Source organism: Xanthomonas sp. 10-10 (assembly GCF_040182365.1).
Taxonomy (GTDB): Bacteria; Pseudomonadota; Gammaproteobacteria; order Xanthomonadales; family Xanthomonadaceae; genus Xanthomonas; species Xanthomonas arboricola_F.
Genome location: NZ_CP144460.1, coordinates 2,440,796 through 2,461,110, shown reverse-complemented (window position 1 = coordinate 2,461,110; position 20,315 = coordinate 2,440,796). Strand labels below are relative to the sequence as shown.

At 65.4% G+C, this 20,315-nt stretch carries 16 protein-coding genes; 12 read left to right on the top strand and 4 right to left on the bottom strand.

The window, feature by feature from the left end; genetic code table 11:
• Positions 1-71 precede the first annotated feature (71 nt).
• From VZ068_RS10360 to VZ068_RS10315, 10 genes are all read left to right on the top strand, one after another.
• The gene (locus tag VZ068_RS10360) at positions 72-2,993 is read left to right on the top strand and encodes a diguanylate cyclase (protein ID WP_349657575.1); all 2,922 of its coding nucleotides are present in this window, start codon (positions 72-74) and stop codon (positions 2,991-2,993) included.
• A 97-nt stretch (positions 2,994-3,090) separates the two neighbouring features.
• Positions 3,091-5,178: an EAL domain-containing protein gene (locus VZ068_RS10355; protein WP_349657574.1), complete on the top strand. Its 2,088-nt coding sequence runs from the start codon at positions 3,091-3,093 to the stop codon at positions 5,176-5,178.
• Positions 5,179-5,784: 606 nt separating this feature from the next.
• The gene (flhB, locus tag VZ068_RS10350) at positions 5,785-6,915 is read left to right on the top strand and encodes a flagellar biosynthesis protein FlhB (RefSeq protein WP_259168080.1); all 1,131 of its coding nucleotides are present in this window, start codon (positions 5,785-5,787) and stop codon (positions 6,913-6,915) included.
• 17 nt (positions 6,916-6,932) lie between these two features.
• Positions 6,933-9,005 carry a flagellar biosynthesis protein FlhA gene (flhA, locus tag VZ068_RS10345; protein WP_259152452.1) on the top strand — a complete coding sequence of 691 codons (2,073 nt, stop codon included), beginning with the start codon at positions 6,933-6,935 and terminating at the stop codon, positions 9,003-9,005.
• Positions 9,006-9,874: 869 nt separating this feature from the next.
• Positions 9,875-11,566 (top strand): flagellar biosynthesis protein FlhF, encoded by a 1,692-nt coding sequence (flhF, locus tag VZ068_RS10340; protein WP_349657573.1) that lies wholly within the window; start codon positions 9,875-9,877, stop codon positions 11,564-11,566.
• Complete coding sequence (locus VZ068_RS10335; protein WP_010374294.1) at positions 11,553-12,437, top strand: MinD/ParA family protein; 885 nt, start codon at positions 11,553-11,555, stop codon at positions 12,435-12,437. The genes flhF and VZ068_RS10335 overlap by 14 nt, the downstream gene beginning before the upstream one ends.
• Complete coding sequence (locus VZ068_RS10330) at positions 12,434-13,201, top strand: RNA polymerase sigma factor FliA (RefSeq protein WP_005918198.1); 768 nt, start codon at positions 12,434-12,436, stop codon at positions 13,199-13,201. Before VZ068_RS10335 ends, VZ068_RS10330 begins: the two co-directional genes overlap by 4 nt.
• Before the next feature lie 35 nt (positions 13,202-13,236).
• On the top strand, positions 13,237-13,629 hold the full coding sequence (cheY, locus tag VZ068_RS10325; protein ID WP_014507662.1) for a chemotaxis response regulator CheY: 393 nt from the start codon (positions 13,237-13,239) through the stop codon (positions 13,627-13,629).
• Entirely contained in the window at positions 13,629-14,255 is a 627-nt protein-coding gene (locus VZ068_RS10320; RefSeq protein WP_259150290.1) for a protein phosphatase CheZ, read from the top strand. The genes cheY and VZ068_RS10320 overlap by 1 nt, the downstream gene beginning before the upstream one ends.
• Before the next feature lie 2 nt (positions 14,256-14,257).
• Complete coding sequence (locus VZ068_RS10315) at positions 14,258-15,910, top strand: chemotaxis protein CheA (protein ID WP_259150292.1); 1,653 nt, start codon at positions 14,258-14,260, stop codon at positions 15,908-15,910.
• 277 nt (positions 15,911-16,187) lie between these two features.
• Here the strand turns inward: VZ068_RS10315 and VZ068_RS10310 are convergent, their stop codons facing one another.
• On the bottom strand, positions 16,188-16,559 hold the full coding sequence (locus tag VZ068_RS10310; RefSeq protein WP_259168087.1) for a nuclear transport factor 2 family protein: 372 nt from the start codon (positions 16,557-16,559) through the stop codon (positions 16,188-16,190).
• A 72-nt stretch (positions 16,560-16,631) separates the two neighbouring features.
• Entirely contained in the window at positions 16,632-17,021 is a 390-nt protein-coding gene (locus tag VZ068_RS10305) for a nuclear transport factor 2 family protein (RefSeq protein WP_259168090.1), read from the bottom strand.
• A gap of 151 nt (positions 17,022-17,172) precedes the next feature.
• Between VZ068_RS10305 and VZ068_RS10300 the strand changes: the two genes are divergently transcribed.
• Positions 17,173-18,054 (top strand): AraC family transcriptional regulator, encoded by an 882-nt coding sequence (locus VZ068_RS10300; RefSeq protein WP_349657572.1) that lies wholly within the window; start codon positions 17,173-17,175, stop codon positions 18,052-18,054.
• A gap of 236 nt (positions 18,055-18,290) precedes the next feature.
• Here the strand turns inward: VZ068_RS10300 and VZ068_RS10295 are convergent.
• A protein-coding gene (locus tag VZ068_RS10295) for an IS5 family transposase (RefSeq protein WP_349657571.1) occupies positions 18,291-19,273 on the bottom strand; the annotation gives its coding sequence in 2 pieces (ribosomal slippage) (positions 18,291-18,848 and positions 18,851-19,273; 981 coding nt in all).
• A gap of 66 nt (positions 19,274-19,339) precedes the next feature.
• Between VZ068_RS10295 and VZ068_RS10290 the strand changes: the two genes are divergently transcribed.
• Positions 19,340-19,510: a hypothetical protein gene (locus tag VZ068_RS10290; RefSeq protein ID WP_349657570.1), complete on the top strand. Its 171-nt coding sequence runs from the start codon at positions 19,340-19,342 to the stop codon at positions 19,508-19,510.
• A 147-nt stretch (positions 19,511-19,657) separates the two neighbouring features.
• On the opposite strand, the gene VZ068_RS10285 is transcribed toward VZ068_RS10290, so the two are convergent.
• Positions 19,658-20,296: a hypothetical protein gene (locus tag VZ068_RS10285; RefSeq protein ID WP_349657681.1), complete on the bottom strand. Its 639-nt coding sequence runs from the start codon at positions 20,294-20,296 to the stop codon at positions 19,658-19,660.
• Positions 20,297-20,315 lie beyond the last annotated feature (19 nt).

Below are 20,315 nucleotides of genomic sequence, written 5' to 3'. Positions count from 1 at the left end.
ATGGCAAGCGTGAGTCACCCGCGCGAGGGGCGCGGACCGCACGCACCGATGCGTGGGAGATTGCAACGCCCGTGGGGTTTTTGCACCGCCAATGGAGGTCGCCAGGCCGAGCGGCATCGCTTGCTGCGATGCTGCTGTTGGCGTTGCTGTCGTTTGCCGGGCTGGCCAGCGCGCAGAGCGCCAGCATCCGCCGCTATGCCCATGACCAGGGTCTGCTCGGCCTTGCCGGCACCTGCCTGTTGCAGACCCGCAGCACCCTGATGTGGGTCTGCACCGAGAGCGGTCTGTATCGCTACAACGGCCGCATCTTTCAACAGGTGATGCTGGACGGCCTGCGCAACGAACCGATTACGGCAATCAGCGAACAGCCCGATGGGCGCCTGTGGGTTGCCGGCTTCCAGGCGCTGTTCATCGGCGACGAGCATGGCTTTCGTAAGCTCGCGCGCTATGAAGCCCAGCACCTGCAGGAAGGCCTGCTGCTTGCCAGCCTTTCCTGGGGCACGGTGATCGCCAATGGCGGCGAACTGGAAATACTGCGCGCGCGCAGCAATGGCCGTTGGCATAGCGAATCGCTGCTGGACACCGCCACGCGGGTACGGGTGCCCGAGCTGTCGAAGGTGTTGAGCCTGTCGGTGGAAGGCGACACGCTGTGGGTCGGCTGCGGACGCAAGCTGTGCGCCATCGATGCACAGCGCAAGGTAACGGTTTACGGGCCCGACGAGGGCGTGCCGGTCGATCGCTGGTACAGCGTGTTGCGCGACAACGACGGTGGTCTGTGGGTGCGCGGTGCCGGCACCCTGCTCTACCGCGCGCCACATGCGGGCACATTCGGTGTGCGGACGTTGCCGCTGCTGGACAGCAGCACGGTCGGGCAACCGGCGCCACTGGTGATGGACCGCGAAGGACGCGTGCTGGTCCGCCGCAACGACGGCCTGGCACGCTGGGAAAACGGTGCCTGGCGCAGCTTTGGCACCGACAACGGACTGCCGCCCGGCAGCAGCGATGCGATCGTGGTGGACCGCGATGGCGATGTCTGGATGACCGTGGACGGCGAAGGTCTGGTGCGCTGGGCCGGCTACGAATGGATCGAAAACTGGGATGCCTCGCAAGGCATGCCGGCCGCGCCCACCTGGTCCATCGCACGCGATGCACAGAACGCATTGTTGGTCGGCAACGAGCACGGCGTGGGACGACAGGCCCAAGCGGGCGGGCGGTTCGTACCGGCCTTGCCGCAATCGGGCATCCAGATCGTCGGCATGGCGCGCAGCACCGACGGCAGCCTGTGGACGCTGAACTCTGCCGGCCTGCTGCGCCGCAACTGGCCGGACGGCCGCAGCGCCGAGATCGCCAAACTTCCGCGCACCGGTCGGCGCCTGCACATCGACCGTCAGGGCCGCCTGTGGATTCTCACGGTGGGCGGCTTGTTCGTGATCGAGCGCCCGCTGGACGGCGGCAGCCTGCAGCCGGCCGCCGGCATGCCGACGATCGCCTACACCGATGTCCAGCAGACCGCCGACGGCACGCTGTGGGTGTCCAGTGCCAACGGGCTATTCCGGCTGCAGGACTCGCATTGGTCCAAGGTGCAGGTGAAGGTCAACGGCGGCGACGCCGACCCGTGGATCAGCAAGTTCCACATCAGCGACAGCGGCGAAGTGTGGCTGGCGTTCTATCGCCCCGGCCTGTGGCACGGCATGTTGCTCGCCGATGGCCTGGACCTGCAGGCGATCAGCGACGAAGCGCTGCGCGATGTCGGCGTGTACCTGATGCGCGGCGACAGCCTCGGGCGGGTCTGGGTGGGCCACGCACGCGGCGTGGAGGTCTATAACGGCGAGCGCTGGGCGCATCTGTCGCAGTCGCAGGGCCTGCTCTGGGACGACGTGTCCGAGGCCGCATTCGCCGAAGATCCGGACGGCTCGGTGTGGATCGGCACCGCGCGCGGCGTCAGCCACCTGAAGGACCCGGCGCGCCTGTTCGACGAGCGCCAGCCCAGCGTGCGCATCGACAGCGTCAGCCGCGGCGGCGCGCCGATCCGCGCCGGGCAGCTGCTGGGCTGGAGCGACACGCCACTGCATATCGAGCTGTCGACGATGGAGGTCTACGACGACCCGAGCCGGCTGACCGTGCGTTATCGCGTGCTCGGCCTGCACAACGAATGGATCGAGAGCGACGACCTGTCGATCGACCAGCCGCCGTTGCCGTCCGGGCATTTCCGCCTGCAGGTGCAACTGGTGGACCGCTATCGGCGCACCACCTCGCCGGTGGTGGATCTGGCCTTTGCAGTGGCGCCCCTGTGGTGGCGCAGCCCGCCGGCGATCGCGTTGTACATCTTGATCGGCGGCGGCTTGCTGATCGGTCTGTGGACCTGGCGGCACCGCCATCTGGTCGCGCGCGAACGCATGCTGGCCGAGCTGGTGGCCGAACGCACCTATCAGCTGGAACACGAAAAACGCGACCTGGAGAGCGCCCGCGCGGCGCTGGCACTGAAGGCCAGCCACGATGCGCTCACCGGCCTGCTCAACCGCTCCGGCATTCTCGATGCCATGACCGAAGAGCTGCAGGCCTGCGCGCATGCCGAGCACCCGTTGGCGGTGGTGCTGATCGACCTGGATCATTTCAAGCAGGTCAACGACGAGCACGGCCATCTGGTCGGCGACGCGGTACTGGCCAAGGTCGGCGCCCGGCTCACCGCGTGCCTGCGCGATTCGGACAAGGTGGGCCGCTACGGTGGCGAAGAACTGCTGTTGCTCTTGCCTGGCATGAACCGCCAGAGCCAGCACCGCCTGCGCGCCATCCACGCAGCGATCAGCCTGCCGCCCTACGAGGTCGGTGCCGCGCGAGCGCTGCAGGTGACCTGCTCGGTCGGCGTGGCGTGGTTTCGCATCGGCGACACCGCTGCCTCGTTGCTGGCGCGTGCGGACGAGGCCTTGTATCGGGCCAAGGGCAACGGCCGCAACCGCATCGAACCGGAAGAACCCGAAAGTTCGGTGGCCTGATCGATCCACAGCGTTGCGCGCTTGCGGGCTCAAGAACGCGCACGCCGGGTCGCTAGCTCCTTGAGCAAGCGCGTCTGTCGACGTCGGAACTGGATGGGTGGTCGCAACCTATAACCTTGGCATGGTGCTGTTGTCGCTGGTGGTGGCCGTGCTGGCCTCCTACACCGCGCTGCATCTGGCCGCCCGCATGACCGTCAGCCGTGGCGGCATCGCCGCCGCATGGCTGGTGGGCGGCGCCATCGCGATGGGGATCGGCATCTGGTCGATGCACTTTGTCGGCATGCTGGCGTTCCAGCTCCCCATTCCGCTGGGCTACGACGTGGCGCTGACCGCCTACTCGATGCTGGCGGCCATCCTGGCCTCGGCGCTGGCGCTGTGGCTGACCTCGCAACCGCGACTGCCCTGGCCGCGGCTGGGCCTGGGCGCGGTGCTGATGGGGCTGGGCATCGCGCTGATGCACTACATCGGCATGGGCGCGCTGCGCATGTCGCCTGCCATCACCTATGACCCGATGCTGTTCGTCCTGTCGGTGGCGATCGCCATCGGTGCGTCCGCCGCCGCGCTGTGGATCGCATTCCGGCTGCGTCACGATGGCCGCCGCTACAGCCTGCGCCTGATCGCCGCCTTGATCATGGGCGTAGCGATCGTCGGCATGCATTACACCGGCATGGCCGCCGCGCAATTCGCAGCGGGCAGCATCTGCGGCGCGGCCGCCGGGGCGCACCTGCCGTTGTCGTGGCTGGCCGCGGTGGTGGTGGCGGTCACGCTGGGCCTGCTGATCCTGGCGCTGGTGATCTCGGTGCTGTCGCGCCGCTATCAGCAGCGCACCGACGTGCTGGCGCAATCGCTGGCGCAAGCCAATGCCGATCTGGCGCTGGCCGCCCTGCACGACCCGCTCACCCGCCTGCCCAACCGGGTGCTGCTGCACGAGCACGTCTTGCAGAACATCGAGCGCGCGCAACGCGATGGGCAACGTTTTGCGGTGATGCTGATCGACCTGGACGGCTTCAAGGTGATCAACGACGGCTATGGCCACCGGGTCGGCGATCAATTGCTGGTGGTGGTGGCCGAGCGCCTGAGCGCGCACCGGCGCGCGCATGGCAGCCTGGCGCGGCTGGGCGCGGACGAATTCGTGCTGGTGGCCGATATCGCCGACCCGGAAGACGCCGCGGCCATTGCCGGGCATCTGCTGCAGGCGCTGGCGGTGCCGTTTCTGGTCGGCGACCAGGAGCTGCGCCTGAGCAGCAGCATCGGCATTGCGCTGTATCCCGAAGACGCCGGCAGCGAGCACCAGCTGATGACCCACGCCGACGCGGCGATGGGCCACGCCAAGCAGGCCGGGCGCAACCGCTACCGCTTCTTCGAGCGCGCCATGACTGACACCACCCGCGAGCGCCTGCAGCTGCTGCAAGACATACCGCGCGCGCTGGAATCGGGCCAGTTCGTGCTGCACTACCAGCCCAAGTACTGCGCCGACGACGGCCGCCCGATCGGCGCCGAGGCGCTGATCCGCTGGCAGCATCCGCAGCGCGGCCTGGTGCCGCCGGACAGCTTCATTCCGCTGGCCGAACGCAGCGGCATGATCGGCCCGCTCGGCAGCTGGGTGCTGCAGCAGGCGTGCCGGCAGATGCGCGCGTGGCGCGATGCCGGCCACGGCGACTGGCGGGTGGCGGTGAACCTGTCGGCCACCCAGCTGGCCTCGCCCAGCCTGCTCGACGAAGTGGCCACCACGCTGAGCCACTACGCCATCGCGCCCGGCCAGCTCACGCTGGAAATCACCGAAACCATGGCCATGCGCGATGCCGACGCCTGCCTGCGCACGCTCGGCCAGCTCAATGCGCTGGGTGTGCGCATCGCCATCGACGATTTCGGCACCGGTTATTCCAACCTGCTCTATCTGCGCAAACTGCCCGCGCACGAGCTCAAGATCGATCGCAGCTTCGTGCAGGCCATGGACAGCGGCGCCGAAGATATCGCCATCGTCGCGGCGGTCGTGGCGCTGGCCCACACCATGCGCCTGCAGGTGGTGGCCGAGGGCGTGGAGACCGCTGCCCAGCGCAACACCCTGGAACGGCTGGGCTGCGACCAGTTGCAGGGCTACCTGCTGGGGCGGCCGATGGAGGCCGACCGGTTCATCGCCGTGGTCGTCGCCCAGCGCGACGGCCTGCGTCGCCAGGCCAGCTGAGCGAAGCCCGGCGGCTGGCCGAAAGCGCGGCATGTGCACCCTGCGAGTTGCCATAGGTGCAACCCGATGCCGGCGACCCGAGCCGCCGCCCATCCAGCCCGATACAGGCCAGTCGTTACGGGTCCCGACCCCAGCGTGCTGCACCCCCCACGCGCGTGATCGCCAAGACGCGCTGGCCAGCAAACGGCGCGCCCACGCGGGTTCGGGGTTCGGGGTTCGGCTGACACGATCTCGGCCATCCGCGCCCACCGGCCCTACGACATAAGACGTGCCACGACCGTTTGCCGAGACGTTGCCGCTCCTCAGACATCGGCGACCACCCGCCCTGCTCCCACCCGCCCCAACTCGCCCCGCGCCCCGCCACCCGCTCTTGCGAATCCCCAATCCCGATTCCCCAATCCCGTTTTTGACGTGCCACGACCTTCTGACGAGACGTTGCCGCTCCTCAGACATCGGCGACCGACCCGCCCTGCCCCCACCACCCTCCCCAACTCGCCCCGCGCCCCGCCACCCGCTCTTGCAAATCCCCAATCCCGATTCCCCAATCCCGTTTTTTTAAGGAACACAACTTGCATCAGCCCAGGCTGATCCCCCACCGGCACCTCCATGTCCGAGTCCGAAGACGGCGGCGAACGCACAGAGCTTCCCACCGAAAAACGCCTGCGCGAGGCACGTGAGCAGGGCAACATCCCGCAATCGCGGGAGTTGTCCACCGCGGCGGTGTTCGGCGCCGGCGTGTTCGGGCTGATGGCCCTGGCCGGCGGCATCGGCGATGGCGCGGCGGTGTGGATGAAGACCGCGCTCAGCCCCGACCCCAGGATGCGCGAGAACCCGATGGCGCTGTTCGGCCACTTCGGCGACCTGCTGATGCAGCTGCTGTGGGTGATGCTGCCGTTGATCGGCGTCTGCCTGCTGGCCGGACTGGCCGGCCCGCTGCTGATGAGCGGCCTGCATTTTTCCAGCAAGGCCATCATGCCCGACCTCACCAAGCTCAACCCGATGAACGGGATCAAGCGCATGTGGGGCAGCAACAGCCTGGCCGAGCTGGTCAAGTCGATCCTGCGCCTGCTGTTCGTCGGCCTGGCGGCCTGGCTGTGCATCTCCAAGAACCTGCACGGCCTGCGCTCGCTGGTGAACCAGCCGCTGGAACAGGCGGTCGGCAACGGCCTGCATTTCACCAAGAGCCTGCTGTTCTACACCGCAGGCGCCTTGGTGCTGCTGGCCGCCATCGACGCGCCGTACCAGAAGTGGAACTGGATGCGGAAGCTCAAGATGACGCGCGAAGAGATCAAGCGCGAAATGAAGGAGAGCGAGGGCAGCCCGGAGGTGAAGGGCCGTATCCGCCAGATGCAGATGCAGATGTCGCAGCGCCAGATGATGGAGGCGGTGCCCAAGGCCGACGTGGTGCTGATGAATCCGACCCACTACGCGGTGGCGCTCAAGTACGAAGGCGGCAAGATGCGCGCCCCGATCGTGGTGGCCAAGGGCGTGGACGAAATGGCCTTCCGCATCCGCGAAGCCTGCGAACAACACCGGGTGGCGATCGTCACCGCACCGCCTTTGGCACGCGCCTTGTATAGGGAAGCGCAAATCGGCAAGGAAATTCCCGTGAGACTCTATTCGGTCGTGGCCCAGGTGCTCTCCTACGTCTACCAGTTGCGTGGCTGGAACGGCGGCCCGATGCCGGAATTGCCGTCGCTGGACGTGGATGAGTTCGGCAAGGGAGCCAGCGCATGAGCGCCCAACCCGCCCCGATGAACGCCCGGCGCATCATGGAGTTGCTGCGCAACGGCCTGGGCGCCCCGCTGGCGCTGATGGCCATGCTGGCCATGCTGATGGTGCCGCTGGCCGCGCCGGTGCTGGATGCGCTGTTCACCTTCAACATCGCCATCTCGCTGATGGTGCTGCTGGCGGTGGTGTACGTGCAGCGCCCGCTGGAATTCACCATTTTCCCGATCGTGCTGCTGATGACCACGATGCTGCGGCTGGCGCTGAACGTCGCCTCCAGCCGCGTGATCCTGATCAACGGCCAGGACGGCCATGCCGCGGCCGGCAAGGTGATCGAGGCGTTCGGCCAGTTCGTGATCGGCGGCAACTACGCCGTGGGTATCGTGGTATTTGCGATCCTGACTATCATCAACTTCGTGGTCATCACCAAGGGTGCCGGGCGCGTGTCGGAAGTGACCGCGCGCTTCATCCTGGACGCCATGCCCGGCAAGCAGATGGCCATCGACGCCGACCTCAACGCCGGTTTGCTGACGCGCGAGGAAGCCAAGGCCCGCCGCGAGGAAGTCCGCGAGGAAGCCGACTTCTACGGCGCGATGGACGGTGCCAACAAGTTCATCCGCGGCGACGCCATCGCCGCCATCCTGATCCTGTTCATCAACCTCATCGGCGGCATGGCGGTGGGCATGTTCCAGCACGGCATGAGCTTTGTGGATGCCGCCTCCACCTACACCCTGCTGTCGATCGGCGACGGCCTGGTGGCGCAGCTGCCGGCCCTGCTGGTGTCGTCCTCGGTCGCCTTGCTGGTGACCCGCGCCTCGCGTGCGCAGGACATGCGCGGGGCCATGATCAGCCAGGTGTTCGGCCAGCACCGCGCGTTGGCGGTGGCCGCAGCCATCCTGGGCCTGGTCGGCCTGGTGCCGGGCATGCCCAACGTCGCGTTTTTGACGCTGGGCCTGATCCTGGGCGTGATCGCCTGGAAAATGTACAAGCGCAGCCTGGTCGTCGCCCCGACCGGCGACCCCGCCAGCGACCCCAAGGCGGCCGCCGCGGCCACCGCCGCACAGGCCAGCGCGGAACTGAGCTGGGACGAACTGCGCCCGATCGACCCGCTGGGCCTGGAAGTGGGCTACCGCCTGATCCCGCTGGTGGACAAGCACCAGGGCGGCGAACTGATGGCGCGCATCAAGGGCGTGCGTCGCAAACTCACCCAGGACATCGGTTTCCTGGTGCCGCCGGTGCATATCCGCGACAACCTGGAGCTGTCGGCCAACGCCTATCGCCTGCTGGTGCATGGCGTGCCGGTGGCCACGGCCGAGATCTACCCCGACCGCGAGCTGGCGCTGGACCCGGGCGGTGCGCTCGGCCAGCTGGACGGCATTCCCGGCAAGGACCCGGCGTTCGGCCTGGATGCCACCTGGATCCAGCCGCATCAGCGCTCCTACGCCGAATCGATGGGCTATACGGTGGTCGACCCGGCCACCGTGGTGGCCACCCATCTGTCGCACCTGATCCGCGAACACGCCCCGGAACTGCTCGGTCACGAGGAAGTGCAGCAATTGCTGGCGACCCTGGCCAAGACCGCGCCGAAGATGGTGGAAGACCTCACCCCCAAGGCGCTGCCGCTGTCGGTGGTGGTGCGCGTGCTGCAGAACCTGCTGATCGAGCGCATTCCGGTGCGCCAGCTGCGCAAGATCGTCGAAGCCCTGGTCGAGCACGCCCCGCACAGCCAGGACCCGGCCACCCTCACCGCCGCGGTACGGACCTCGCTGGGCCGCTTCATCGTGCAGGAGATCGCCGGCATGTCCGCCGAACTGCCGGTCTACACGCTGGCCCCGCAACTGGAGCGCGTGCTGCAGGAATCCACCCACGGCAACGGCGTGGCGCTGGAGCCCGGCCTGGCCGAGCGTCTGCACCAGAGCCTGGCCGATTGCGTCGGCAAGCAGGAAGCCCGCAACGAACCGGCCGTGGTCCTGGTGCCCGGCCAGGTCCGCGCCGCGCTGGCCCGCCTGGTCCGCCACAGCGTGCCGAGCCTGTCGGTGCTGGCCTACAGCGAAGTGCCGGAAGACAAGCGTCTGAAGCTGGTCGGCACGATCAGCTGAGGCGTAGGAGCACACCCCGGCGCGACGGGCTGTCCCGGAACGCCCCATCGCGCCAGGTGCGCTCCGACGAAACACCGCGCTGCCCCTGTAGGAGCGCCCTCGGGCGCGACAGGCTTTATCGGGACGGCCCATCGCGCCCGGGTGCGCTCCTACGACACGCCGCGCTGCCCCTGTAGGAGCGCCCCCGGGCGTGACAGGCTTTACCGGGACGCCCCATCGCGCCCAAGGGCGCTCCTACGACGTGTCGGATATCCAACCACATGCCGCACCTGTAGGAGCGCACCTGGGCGCGAGGGCTTTACCGGGACAGCCCGTCGCGCCCAGGTGCGCTCCTACGGTTGCGTCAGCGCTCCGGTACAGCCCACCGGCAACCACAACAGGCTGGCCGCCAGGCACCAGATCCAGGCGTCGGAAATCCGCCACTCGGCGAAATCTCCAATCGATTGCATGACACCGACCGCTGAAAGCGACACGAGCGCGACTGGGTGGCGGTTCGCGCAGGCGCTCGGTGCGCTCCAACACACCAGATATGCCCTGCCGACCAGCACACAGACGCCGTCAAACCGGCAAGTAACGCTGCCGAAAATTTCAATAGATGCAAGCACTTAACGCAGTACACGCAGCGCAGCATCTACACCCAGCCGCCTCGGCGCGCTCCCACCCCCTCTCGCCAAAAACCCAGCACTGCGGTTTTGGCACGCCGCGTGCATTAGCTCTGGCGAGACCGCAGACAGCACCACCGCTGCGGGGCGGATGGCAGGACTTGGAACAACCGAACGGGACAGGCAACTCATGACGCTGGCAACACACCCACATTCATCGCGCACCCGTCCGGCGTCCGGCGGGTCCCGTTCCTGGAGGCATGTGGCATGAAGATCAAACGCTTTGTCGCCCCGGACATGCGCACTGCATTCCGAATGGTGCGTGAGGAACACGGCCCGGATGCCGTGATCCTGTCCAACCGCCGTACCGCCGAAGGCATCGAGATCGTCGCCGCCAGCAACTACGACGAAGAGCTGGTGCAGCGCGCCCTGGAAACCGCCCGCGAAACGCCGGCCCCCGGCACCGCGCCGGTCCAGCAGGCTCCCGTGCAGCAGGCTCCGGCTCAGCCGGCGCAGGTGGCCGCCCGCCCGGCCGCGCCGGTCCACGCTCCACTGAAGCCCGCTGCCGAGACCATGAGCCACCGCCAGCGCGTGGCCAGCGCCGCCGAAGACATGATTGCTGCCATGGCCCTGCGCCAGCCGGCCAGCGTGCCGCGCCAGGCGCCGGTCGCCACCCCGATCCGCAGCGCCGCGCCGATGCCGGCCGCGCAGGAACTGGCCGCGCCGGTCGTGCAGCGTCAGGAACACGCGCTGTCGGCGGTGCCGGAACAGCTGTTCGCCGACTTTCTGACCACCGCCCCGGTGCAGCGCCCCGCCGTGCAGGCCGCTCCGCTGCAGGCGCCGACCCCGGTCGTTGCCGCAGCAGTCGCCGCCCCGGCCTACGCCGCGCACGGGCAGGACGACGATGGATTCGACGACGAAGCCGACTTCGACCTGGACGACGCGCTGCCGCAGATCCTGCCGCCGGCAGCACTGCCGCCGATCGTGGTCGCCCCGCCCGCCCCCGCCGCACTGGCCGCAGTGCCGGTGGCCGCCGCGCCGGCCCCGCAGAACGATGAAGAACTCAAGCAGCTGCGCGGCGAACTGGCGCTGATGCGGCAGATGATCGAGCGCGAAATGAACCGCCTGACCGACGAGCGCCTGCGTGGCTCGCCGGTGCGCGCGCAGGCCCTGGAGCTGATGGACGACTACGGCTTCGACGCCGGCCTGATACGCGACGTGGCACTGCAGATTCCGGCCGATACCGAATTGCACCGCGGCCGCGGGCTGATGCTGGGGCTGCTGTCCAAGCGCCTGCCGGTGGCCCCGGTCGACCCGCTGGAACGCGGCGGCGTGATCGCCCTGGTCGGCCCGACCGGCGCCGGCAAGACCACCACCATCGCCAAGCTGGCGCAGCGCTTCGCCGCCCAGCACGCCCCGCGCGACGTCGCCCTGGTCACCACCGACACCTTGCGCGTCGGTGGCCGCGAGCAGCTGCACAGCTACGGCCGCCAGCTCGGTATCGCCGTGCACGAGGCCGACAGCGCCGAAAGCCTGCTCGAGCTGCTGGACCGCCTGCGCGACTACAAGCTGGTGCTGATCGATACCGCCGGCATGGGCCAGCGCGACCGCGCCCTGGCCGCCCAGCTGAACTGGCTGCGCGCCGCCCAGCAGGTGACTTCGCTGATGGTGCTGCCCGCCAACTCCCATTTCGCCGACCTCGACGAGGTCGTGCGCCGCTTCGCCCACGCCAAGCCCCAAGGCGTGGTGCTGACCAAACTCGACGAGACCGGCCGCTTCGGCAGCGCCTTGTCGGTGGTGGTCGACCACCAAATGCCCATCACCTGGGTGACTGACGGACAGCGGGTCCCCGACGACCTGCACCGCGCCAATGCCGCCAGTCTCGTTCTTCGCCTTGAAGATTTGCGGCGCGCTGCCGATAAGCCCTGTACTCCGGAGCACAACCATGCAGTCGCGTGAATACGCCAAGCTGACCAACGCCTTCCCCCTGTCGGCGACCCGTCCCGAGCCCCTGGGCCCGGTGCGCACCATTGCCGTGACCGGCGGCAAGGGCGGCGTGGGGAAAACCAACATCTCCGCCAACCTGGCGGTGGCCCTTGCCGACATGGGCAAGCGCACCCTGCTGCTGGACGCCGACCTGGGCCTGGCCAACCTGGATGTGGTCCTGGGCCTGTCGCCCAAGTACACCCTGGCCGACCTGATCGCCGGCCGCTGCACCCTGGATGAAGTGATCATCGAAGGCCCCGGCGGCGTGCTGGTGGTGCCGGCCGCCTCCGGTCGCCGCCACATGGCCGAACTGGCCCCGGCCCAGCACATCGGCCTGGTCAACGTGTTCTCCGAACTGGAACGCGACCTGGACGTGATGGTCATCGACACCGCCGCCGGCATCACCGACAGCGTGCTGACCTTCTGCCAGGCCGCCCAGGACACCGTGGTGGTGGTCTGCGACGAACCGGCCTCGATCACCGACGCCTACGCGCTGATCAAGGTGCTCTCGCGCGAACGCGGCGTGGACCGCCTGCAGATCATCGCCAACATGGTGCGCGACCCCAACGAAGGCCGCCTGCTGTACGACAAGCTCTCCCGCGTCTGCGAAAAGTTCCTCGGCGACGTGTCGCTGAACTATCTCGGCCACGTCCCGCAGGACGACTGGTTGCGCCTGTCGGTGCAGCGTCAGCAGCCGGTCATCAAGGCCTACCCCGCCAGTCCGTCGGCGCAGGCCATCGCCGAAATCGCACGCCGTACCTCGCGCTGGCAGGCTCCCACCGTGCCGCGCGGCAACGTCGAGTTCTTTGTCGAACGCATCATTCAACGGGGAGTGGCCGCATGAGCACCGCTACCGCAACCACGGCCAGCGCGCAGTACCGCGCCGTGCAGCGCAACAACGCCAACGACGTGGTGACCCAGCACGCCGACCTGGTCCGCCGCATCGCCCACCATCTGGCCGCGCGCCTGCCGGCCAGCGTGGAAGTGGACGACCTGATCCAGGCCGGCATGATCGGCCTGATCGAGGCCTCGCGCAGCTACGACTCCGAACAGGGCGCCTCGTTCGAAACCTATGCTTCGATCCGCATCCGCGGCTCGATGATCGACGAGATCCGCCGTGGCGACTGGGTACCGCGTTCGGTGCACCGCCGTGCCCGCGACGCCGCTGCGGCGGTGCGCAAGATCGAGCAGAACACCGGCCGCGCCGCCGCCGCCACCGAGGTGGCCGCCGCGATGGAAATGCCGCTGCCCGACTACCTGCGCCTGATGGAAGATGCCGCACGCGGCCAGGTGCTGAGCCTGGAATCGCGCATCGAGGATCACGGCGAGCTGGACACCACCGCCAAGGGTGGCCCCAATCCGCAACAGATGATGGAGCGTGGCGAATTCGGCCGCGAGCTGGGCAAGGCCATCGGCCAGTTGCCCGAGCGCGAGCAGCTGGTGCTGTCGCTGTACTACGAACAGGAATTGAACCTGAAGGAAATCGGCGCCGTGCTCGGTGTCAGCGAGTCGCGCGTCTGCCAGATCCATGGCCAGGCCGTGGTGCGTTTGCGCGGCCGCCTCAAAGTCTTCGAACTGGCCGATGCCGGTGTCGAAATTGACGACTAATTTTTTCGCGTATTTTTTAGCGTTAGGAGCTTGATGTGAACAAGAACATGCGGATCCTGATCGTGGACGACTTCTCGACGATGCGACGTATCGTCAAGAATCTGTTGGCGGATCTCGGCTTCACCAATACCGCAGAGGCCGAAGACGGCAACAGCGCACTGGCTGCGTTGCGCGCGGGCCCGTTCGATTTCGTGGTGACGGACTGGAACATGCCCGGCATGACCGGCATCGACCTGCTGCGCAACATCCGCGCCGACGCCAAGCTCAAGCACCTGCCGGTGATGATGGTGACCGCCGAAGCCAAGCGCGAGCAGATCATCGAAGCGGCGCAGTGCGGCGTGAACGGCTACATCATCAAGCCGTTCACCGCGCAGACGCTGGAAGAAAAGCTGGGCAAGGTGTTCGAACGTCTGGCGGCGACCGCCTGATGAACGCCACCGTGGAAACCGATGCCGAACGTGCCGCGTTGATCGAGCGCCTGCAGAACGCGCTCGATGCACTGGAAAGCGGTGACCAGGTCGCCTGGCGTCGCGAGGTCGATCACCTCGCCGCCCTGCGCACACGCCCGATGATGCAGAGCCTGAGCCGGCTCGCGCGCGAACTCGGCCAGGCGCTGGGCGAGTTGCCCACGGTGCCCGAGGAAGCCGGCGAACTGGACGATGCCTGCTCGCGCCTGGACCACGTGGTGGAAATGACCGAAAAGGCCAGCCATCGCACGCTGGACCTGGTGGAAGAATGCCGCGTGCTGGCCAACCAGCTGCGCGACGGTGGGCTCAATGAAGACCAGGGCGCGCTGCTGGAAAAGATGCGCCACAACCTGACCGAGCTGTCGCTGGCGCAGAGCTATCAGGACCTCAGCGGGCAGATCATCCGCCGCGTGGCCGGGATCGTGCGCCGCGTGCATGAAGGTTTCGGTGCCTTGGGCCTGCCGCCCAAGAACACCGAGCCGAAGAAAGACGACGGCGGTCTGGCCGGCCCTGCAATCAAGGGCCTGGACCGTCACGCGGTGTCGCAGGACGACGCCGACGATTTGCTGTCCGGATTGGGGTTGTAACCATGAGTGCTGTTCCAGACGATATTGCTGCCGATTTCATCGTCGAGGCCCAGGAAATCCTGGACCGCCTCGGCGAACAGCTGGTGTCGCTGGAACAGGCGCCAGACGAAGCCGACCAGCTCAATGCAGTGTTCCGCGGTTTCCACACGCTCAAGGGCGGCGCCGGCTTCCTGGCGATCAAACCCATGGTGGAGCTGTGCCACGCCGCTGAAGAAACCCTCGGCATGGCGCGCTCGGGCCAGGCGGTGCTGCAGGCGCATCACTTCGATGCCGCGCAGCAGTCGCTGGACTATCTGCAGGCCATGCTGGATGCGATGGGCTCGGGGGAAACCGTACCGCACGCACCGGCGTCGCTGATTGCGCAGTTCGATGCCAAAAGCGGCCCGCCGGCGGTCAAGTCCGCTCCCAAGGCCGCCGCCGCTGCGCCCGCACACGACGACGCACATGGCGCTGCTGCGGCTGGCGCCAAGGCCGCGCCCAAGGCCGCAGCCAAGGGTGGCGATGCCGAGCAGACCGTGCGCGTGGACACCAAGCGCCTGGACGCCATCGTCAACCTGATCGGCGAACTGGTGCTGTCGCGCAACCGTCTCAAGACGCTGCGTACCCGCCTGCGCGACGAAGAACTCGACCGCGCGGTCAGCACGCTGGACATCGCCACCGCGCGCCTGCAGACCGCGGTCATGCGCACCCGCATGCAGCCGGTCAGCAAGGTATTCGCGCGCTTCCCCAAGGTGGCCCGCGATGTCGCGCGCACCTTGTCCAAGGAAGTGGAACTGGAGCTGATCGGCGCCGAAACCGAGCTCGATCGCAATCTGGTCGAAGCCCTGGCCGACCCGCTGGTGCACCTGGTGCGCAACGCGATCGACCACGGCATCGAATCGCCGGCCCTGCGCGAAGCCACCGGCAAGCCGCGCAGTGGTCATGTGCGCCTGTCCGCACAACAGGAAGGCGATTACGTCAGTATCGAAATCCAGGACGACGGCGCCGGCATCGACCCCGAGCGCCTGCGCGAAATCGCCCGCAACAAGGGCCTGATCGACGCCGAAGCCGCCGCCCGCCTGAGCACCGACGAGTGCCTGCATCTGATCTTCATGCCGGGCTTTTCGACCAAGGCCGAAGTCACCGACATCTCCGGCCGTGGCGTGGGCATGGACGTGGTGCAATCGCGCATCCGCGAACTCAGCGGGCAGATCCAGATCCAGTCCGAACTGGGGCGCGGCAGCCGTTTCATGATCCGCGTCCCGCTGACCCTGGCGATCCTGCCGACGCTATTGGTGCAAGCCGGCGAAGCCGTCTACGCCTTGCCGCTGGCGCGCGTGGTCGAAGTGCTGCACGCCCCGCAGACCTCGCTGGGCTGGTTCGACGGCCGCGCCGTGCTGGACCGCCGCTCGCATACCCTGCCCCTGATCGACCTGCGCCGCTGGCTGGGCGTGCCTGCCGAACAGCCGCCGCTGTTGACCGTGGTGCTGCTGCAGGCCGGCGAAACCCGCTTCGGCCTGGTGGTGGACCAGGTGCGCGGCCGCGAGGAAGTGGTGATCAAACCGCTGCCCCGCGCCCTGCGCGGCCTGCCCGGCTATGCCGGCGCCACCCTGATCGGCGATGGCCGGATGGCGCTGATCCTGGATGTGGATGGATTGCGCTCCAGCGATCATTGAGGTTGGGGATTCGGGATTGGGAGAATCGGGAATCGGGAAGACCATTCTGGCTGCCTGATCTAACGACAACGGCCGCGTACTGCGGCCGTTGTCGTTTCACTACCAGCATCGCTGTCGATCTATGTCGCTACGCGCGCAGGCATGGGCGCGATGGTTTGGCGACGGTCAGGCTGCCTTGGAAGTGAACCTGGAATCGTTATTTCGAAAGAGCATTCTCGCAGCCGTCTCCATTCACGGGGCGTCCCAGGCGTTGGCGGGTTGTGACGACGATTGCCTGCTAAAACAGTCCATTACTATTGGCGCGCACATCAGGCATCTGCATCATGCCGTCCCAGTGTTCGGCGAACCTATCACCCTCAAAACGATAGATGTCGATGAAGCGCCACTCCTTCCCCTCCATTTCGTAACGCGAATGGAGGATCACGACATCATCTTCGGACAGAACATGCTTGAACTGGATTTTCTGCTTCCGAACTCCCTGCGAAATTAGTCGCCTCACCAGCGCTTTGACACCGTCAGGACCATCCCCAATCGTCGGATTGTGCTGAATGAAGTTGGGCGTCATGCAATCGTCCATTGCCGATTCGTCCAGATCTCCGAAAATACGTTGATAAGCGCGTGTGGCGATCAACTTGTTCTTCTCGTTCATGGCAGAAACCTCTATCTGAGCTAGTCGTATGGATGAATTTGGAACACAAACCGATGCGCGCGGGAAGAATTCCTATTTGCCCCAAAACGCATCCTCTTGCTCCGGATCTGCAGAGAATAGCCAAACCTCCACGATTTTCCCTTCGACGATACGCAGTAGGTCGATACCACGTTGCAACAGCTTGAACCCCTCGCGTTGGCCGGAAAAATCGATTTCAACCGCGACAAGATCTCCATTAGCCAGATAGCTGTGTACTTTGGTAATGGCAAAGGTGCCCATTGATGCCTCCATCATGCCCCCGATCATGGCGCCAACTTCGGCAATCCCGTTCTTGGTGCCGGAAAATTGATGGTTGCCTGGCTGGTGCCACACAACAGCAGGGTGTACGAGGCTGCCGAACGCAGCTTGATCACCGGTCTGGATGGCCTGGATATAGGCGTTGGCAGTGGCGAGGTTTTGCATGTGGGAGTCCTTGTGAGTTGGGTTTTGGATAGGCCGTCGGGAGGCCCCGATCTGCTGGTGAGTGAAAATTTAAAGATAAATTCGTCCCATATCCCGATGAATTGGCGCGCTTTTATGATAAAAATCGGACATCTCAACATGCGGGTATGCCATGGCGCTCAAGGGATTGGATATCACGCACCTGGGCTACGCTCCTTCTGGTCGTGAACTTGACGTAGAGGTTCTACTCTTCGCCGACATCGTTCGACGTTCGCCCATTGAGAAGGTTAGAGCGACTCATCGCTATGACTTCCACATGCTTGTTCTGGTGACAGACGGAATCTGCCTGCAAATGGTCGACTTCGAACCGGTGCCTTGTGCTGCGGGCTCCGTCGTTGTCCTGAGGCCAGGCCAGGTGCACAGCTTTGGAGACCAAACGCATTGGAACGGTTGGCTGGTGTTCTTCCGCTCGGAATTCTTGCCGGCCATCTCCGATGTGCCGAGCAATCTCATGCCATTGCGCATGCTTGAACGCATGCCGGTCCATCGTGTCGTCTGCGAGGATGACTTCGCTCTGATGACAAACGCGGTCATGGCGATGGGCGAAGACGCAAAGTGCGATGCCTCAACCAAGGTAGTGCATACGCTCTTAAGATATCAGCTCTGCACGCTGATTTTACGTCTGGATATCTTGGATGCGCGGCGGAGCGTCCAGGCATCATTCCGCAGTTCCACCTCGAAGCGTTTCGCCAAATTCAATGAGCTGCTTCAGACGAGGCTCGCAAGGTGGCACGCGGTGAATCTCTACGCTGATGCGCTTGGGTGCTCAGAGAAAAGTCTCAATCGTGCAACCAAGGACGCGGTCGGCTTGAGCGCCAAGGAAGTCATCGTGCAACGCCTCATCCTCGAAGCCAAGCGACTCCTTGCGCATACCGACCGGCCCATCTATCGTGTTGCAGATAGCCTGGGTTTCGAGGAGTCTACCAATTTCTCCAAGTTCTTCAGAAATTACGTTGGACAAGGGCCGGCGGAGTTTCGCTCCGCACATCGTTGAGAAGTTTGGTTGGACATTTCGGCTACTGAAAATTGCACGCCCAATTCCCAGATAGTGAGACGCTCAGGCACTGATACATCTTCCTAACCACGAGCTCCTCAAATCCCGCCGACGCCCGCTAGGGAAGGTCTGAACAACGAGGTCTGAGAGTGCGGGATGTCGCGTCGTTCCGGAGAGTCTCGTTTGGATCTTCGGATTTTGGCCATTTCTGGCGCTTTCCTTGAGAATTTCCCGGGTTACAGGCGCACGCTCCCCACAACGGACAGTAACTGCTTTCGCTTCATCCACAGGTTCGACAGCGCAAACAATGTCAGCACCTGCGCCGTGTTCTTGGCCAAGCCGCGATAGCGGACCTTGGTGTAGCCAAACTGGCGCTTGATCACCCGGAATGGATTCTCCACCTTCGCGCGCACGCTTGCCTTGAAGTGTTCCCAACGCTGTTCCCGAACACGCTCGCGTTTGTTGCCAATGGCTTGCATCGTCGAGGGCCTGGCAGCGATGAAGAATGCAGCCCTGCAGGCCTGCAGTTCTTTGCGCTTGTCCGCACCGGTGTAGCCACTGTCGCCGAACACGCTGTCTTCCTTGCCGTGCAGCAATGCATGCGTCACCGTGACATCGGCCGCATTGGCGGCCGTGCAACACGCGTGATGCACCAGCCCTGAAAACTCATTCACGCCGATGTGCGCCTTCATCCCGAAATACCACTGGTTGCCTTTCTTGGTCTGATGCATTTCAGGATCGCGCGCATGGTCTGCCTTCTTGGTTGAGCTGGGCGCAGCGATCAGCTTCGCATTGAGACGATCGTGCACGACCGCAAACTTTGCCCCTTGCGCGCCAGATGCGCGTTGACGGCCTCCAGCATCCGTGTGGCAAGTCCGTGGGTTTCCAGCAGACGACGAAAGTTGAGAATCGTGGTCTCGTCCGGCACGTTGTCCAAGCCGCCAAGCTGGGCAAACCGCCGCAGGGTCGGGATCTCGTGCAGCGCTTCTTCCATCGCCGGATCGCTCAACGCATACCAATGCTGCAACAGATGAATCCGCAACATGGTTGCCAGTGCGTACGGCTGCCGACCGGGCCGCCCCGATACCGGATAGTGCGGCGCGATCAGGGCAAGCAGTTGCTGCCACGGAACCAACTGGTCCATCTCCGCCAGGAAGATCTCGCGACGGGTCTGCTTACGCTTGCCCAGGCCCTCAGCGTCACCGAACGTCAGTTGCATGCATCACTCCTCAACCTGAGTGGTTAGTGTCACGTATCTGCGATACGTTGTTCAGAGCTTCCTTAAGTGAATCTGACCCCGTTCTTTTCCGGCACGCAGGTGACGTGCGTCGACGGAAAGCGTGTGGCGCAACCGCTTGATGGCAGCGGTGATGTGGACGCGCTGCGCACGAGCGTGGGAATGGATTCGCTCGCAGATTATCTCAAGGACTTTCCGAATTGCACTGCGGCACCATGATGCGGGAGCTTGGGATGCCCTGAGGCTGTAGTCCGGATGGTGAAAGAAATGAACCTGGAACCGTTATGGGGGTAACGCCTGGCTGGCGCCCGAAGCCATCAACAATGGCATGTGCCTGTGGACTCAATGGCATGACAGTTCATTGGATTAATGAATGTAGATCCATTCAACGCAGTGGTGCTCCACCCGCTCCTGCGGTGCATCGGCCTCACCCCGTGGAAACACCTCCACGCGCATGCCTGGGCCGCTGAAGAAGTCACTCACCCATCGCCCGTCTTCCACCATGTTGCGTTGACGTACAAACCCGATATTTTCCAGCTTCTTGGTAAACGTATCGAAATCGATCCCGCAGATCTCCGTCATGGACGGGGAAGCACCCGCTTGCGCTGGAATAAAAGTGAACTCGAACCAACGCCCTGCAGTAGGCGTCTGGTCCATGCCAAAGTTGTAACCCCACTCACTGGTAAGCGGAGCACTGGCGCCATACCGCTTGGGATCAGCTGCCGCACGCGTCACCGGAACCCCCATTTTGGATTGCAGGTAGTCGGGCGTCAGATCGTCCAATCCGTCAATAGCTCGAATCAACGCAAGCATGCGGGTGAGCGCATCCTCTGCCGTTCGTATCGGCCCGCTGGGTTCGCTGCCAGTGGGAGTGACTGCGGATTCGGCTGAGGAACGCATGGCAGATGTCTCCGTGACGGTTGCCGGGCCTGGAGTGGCCGCCGTGTGGGCGCATGCACCCAGAGCGAGGGTGGCGAGCAAGGCGTAGAGGGAGCGCGCGATCATCAAGCGTCCGTTGTGCGCT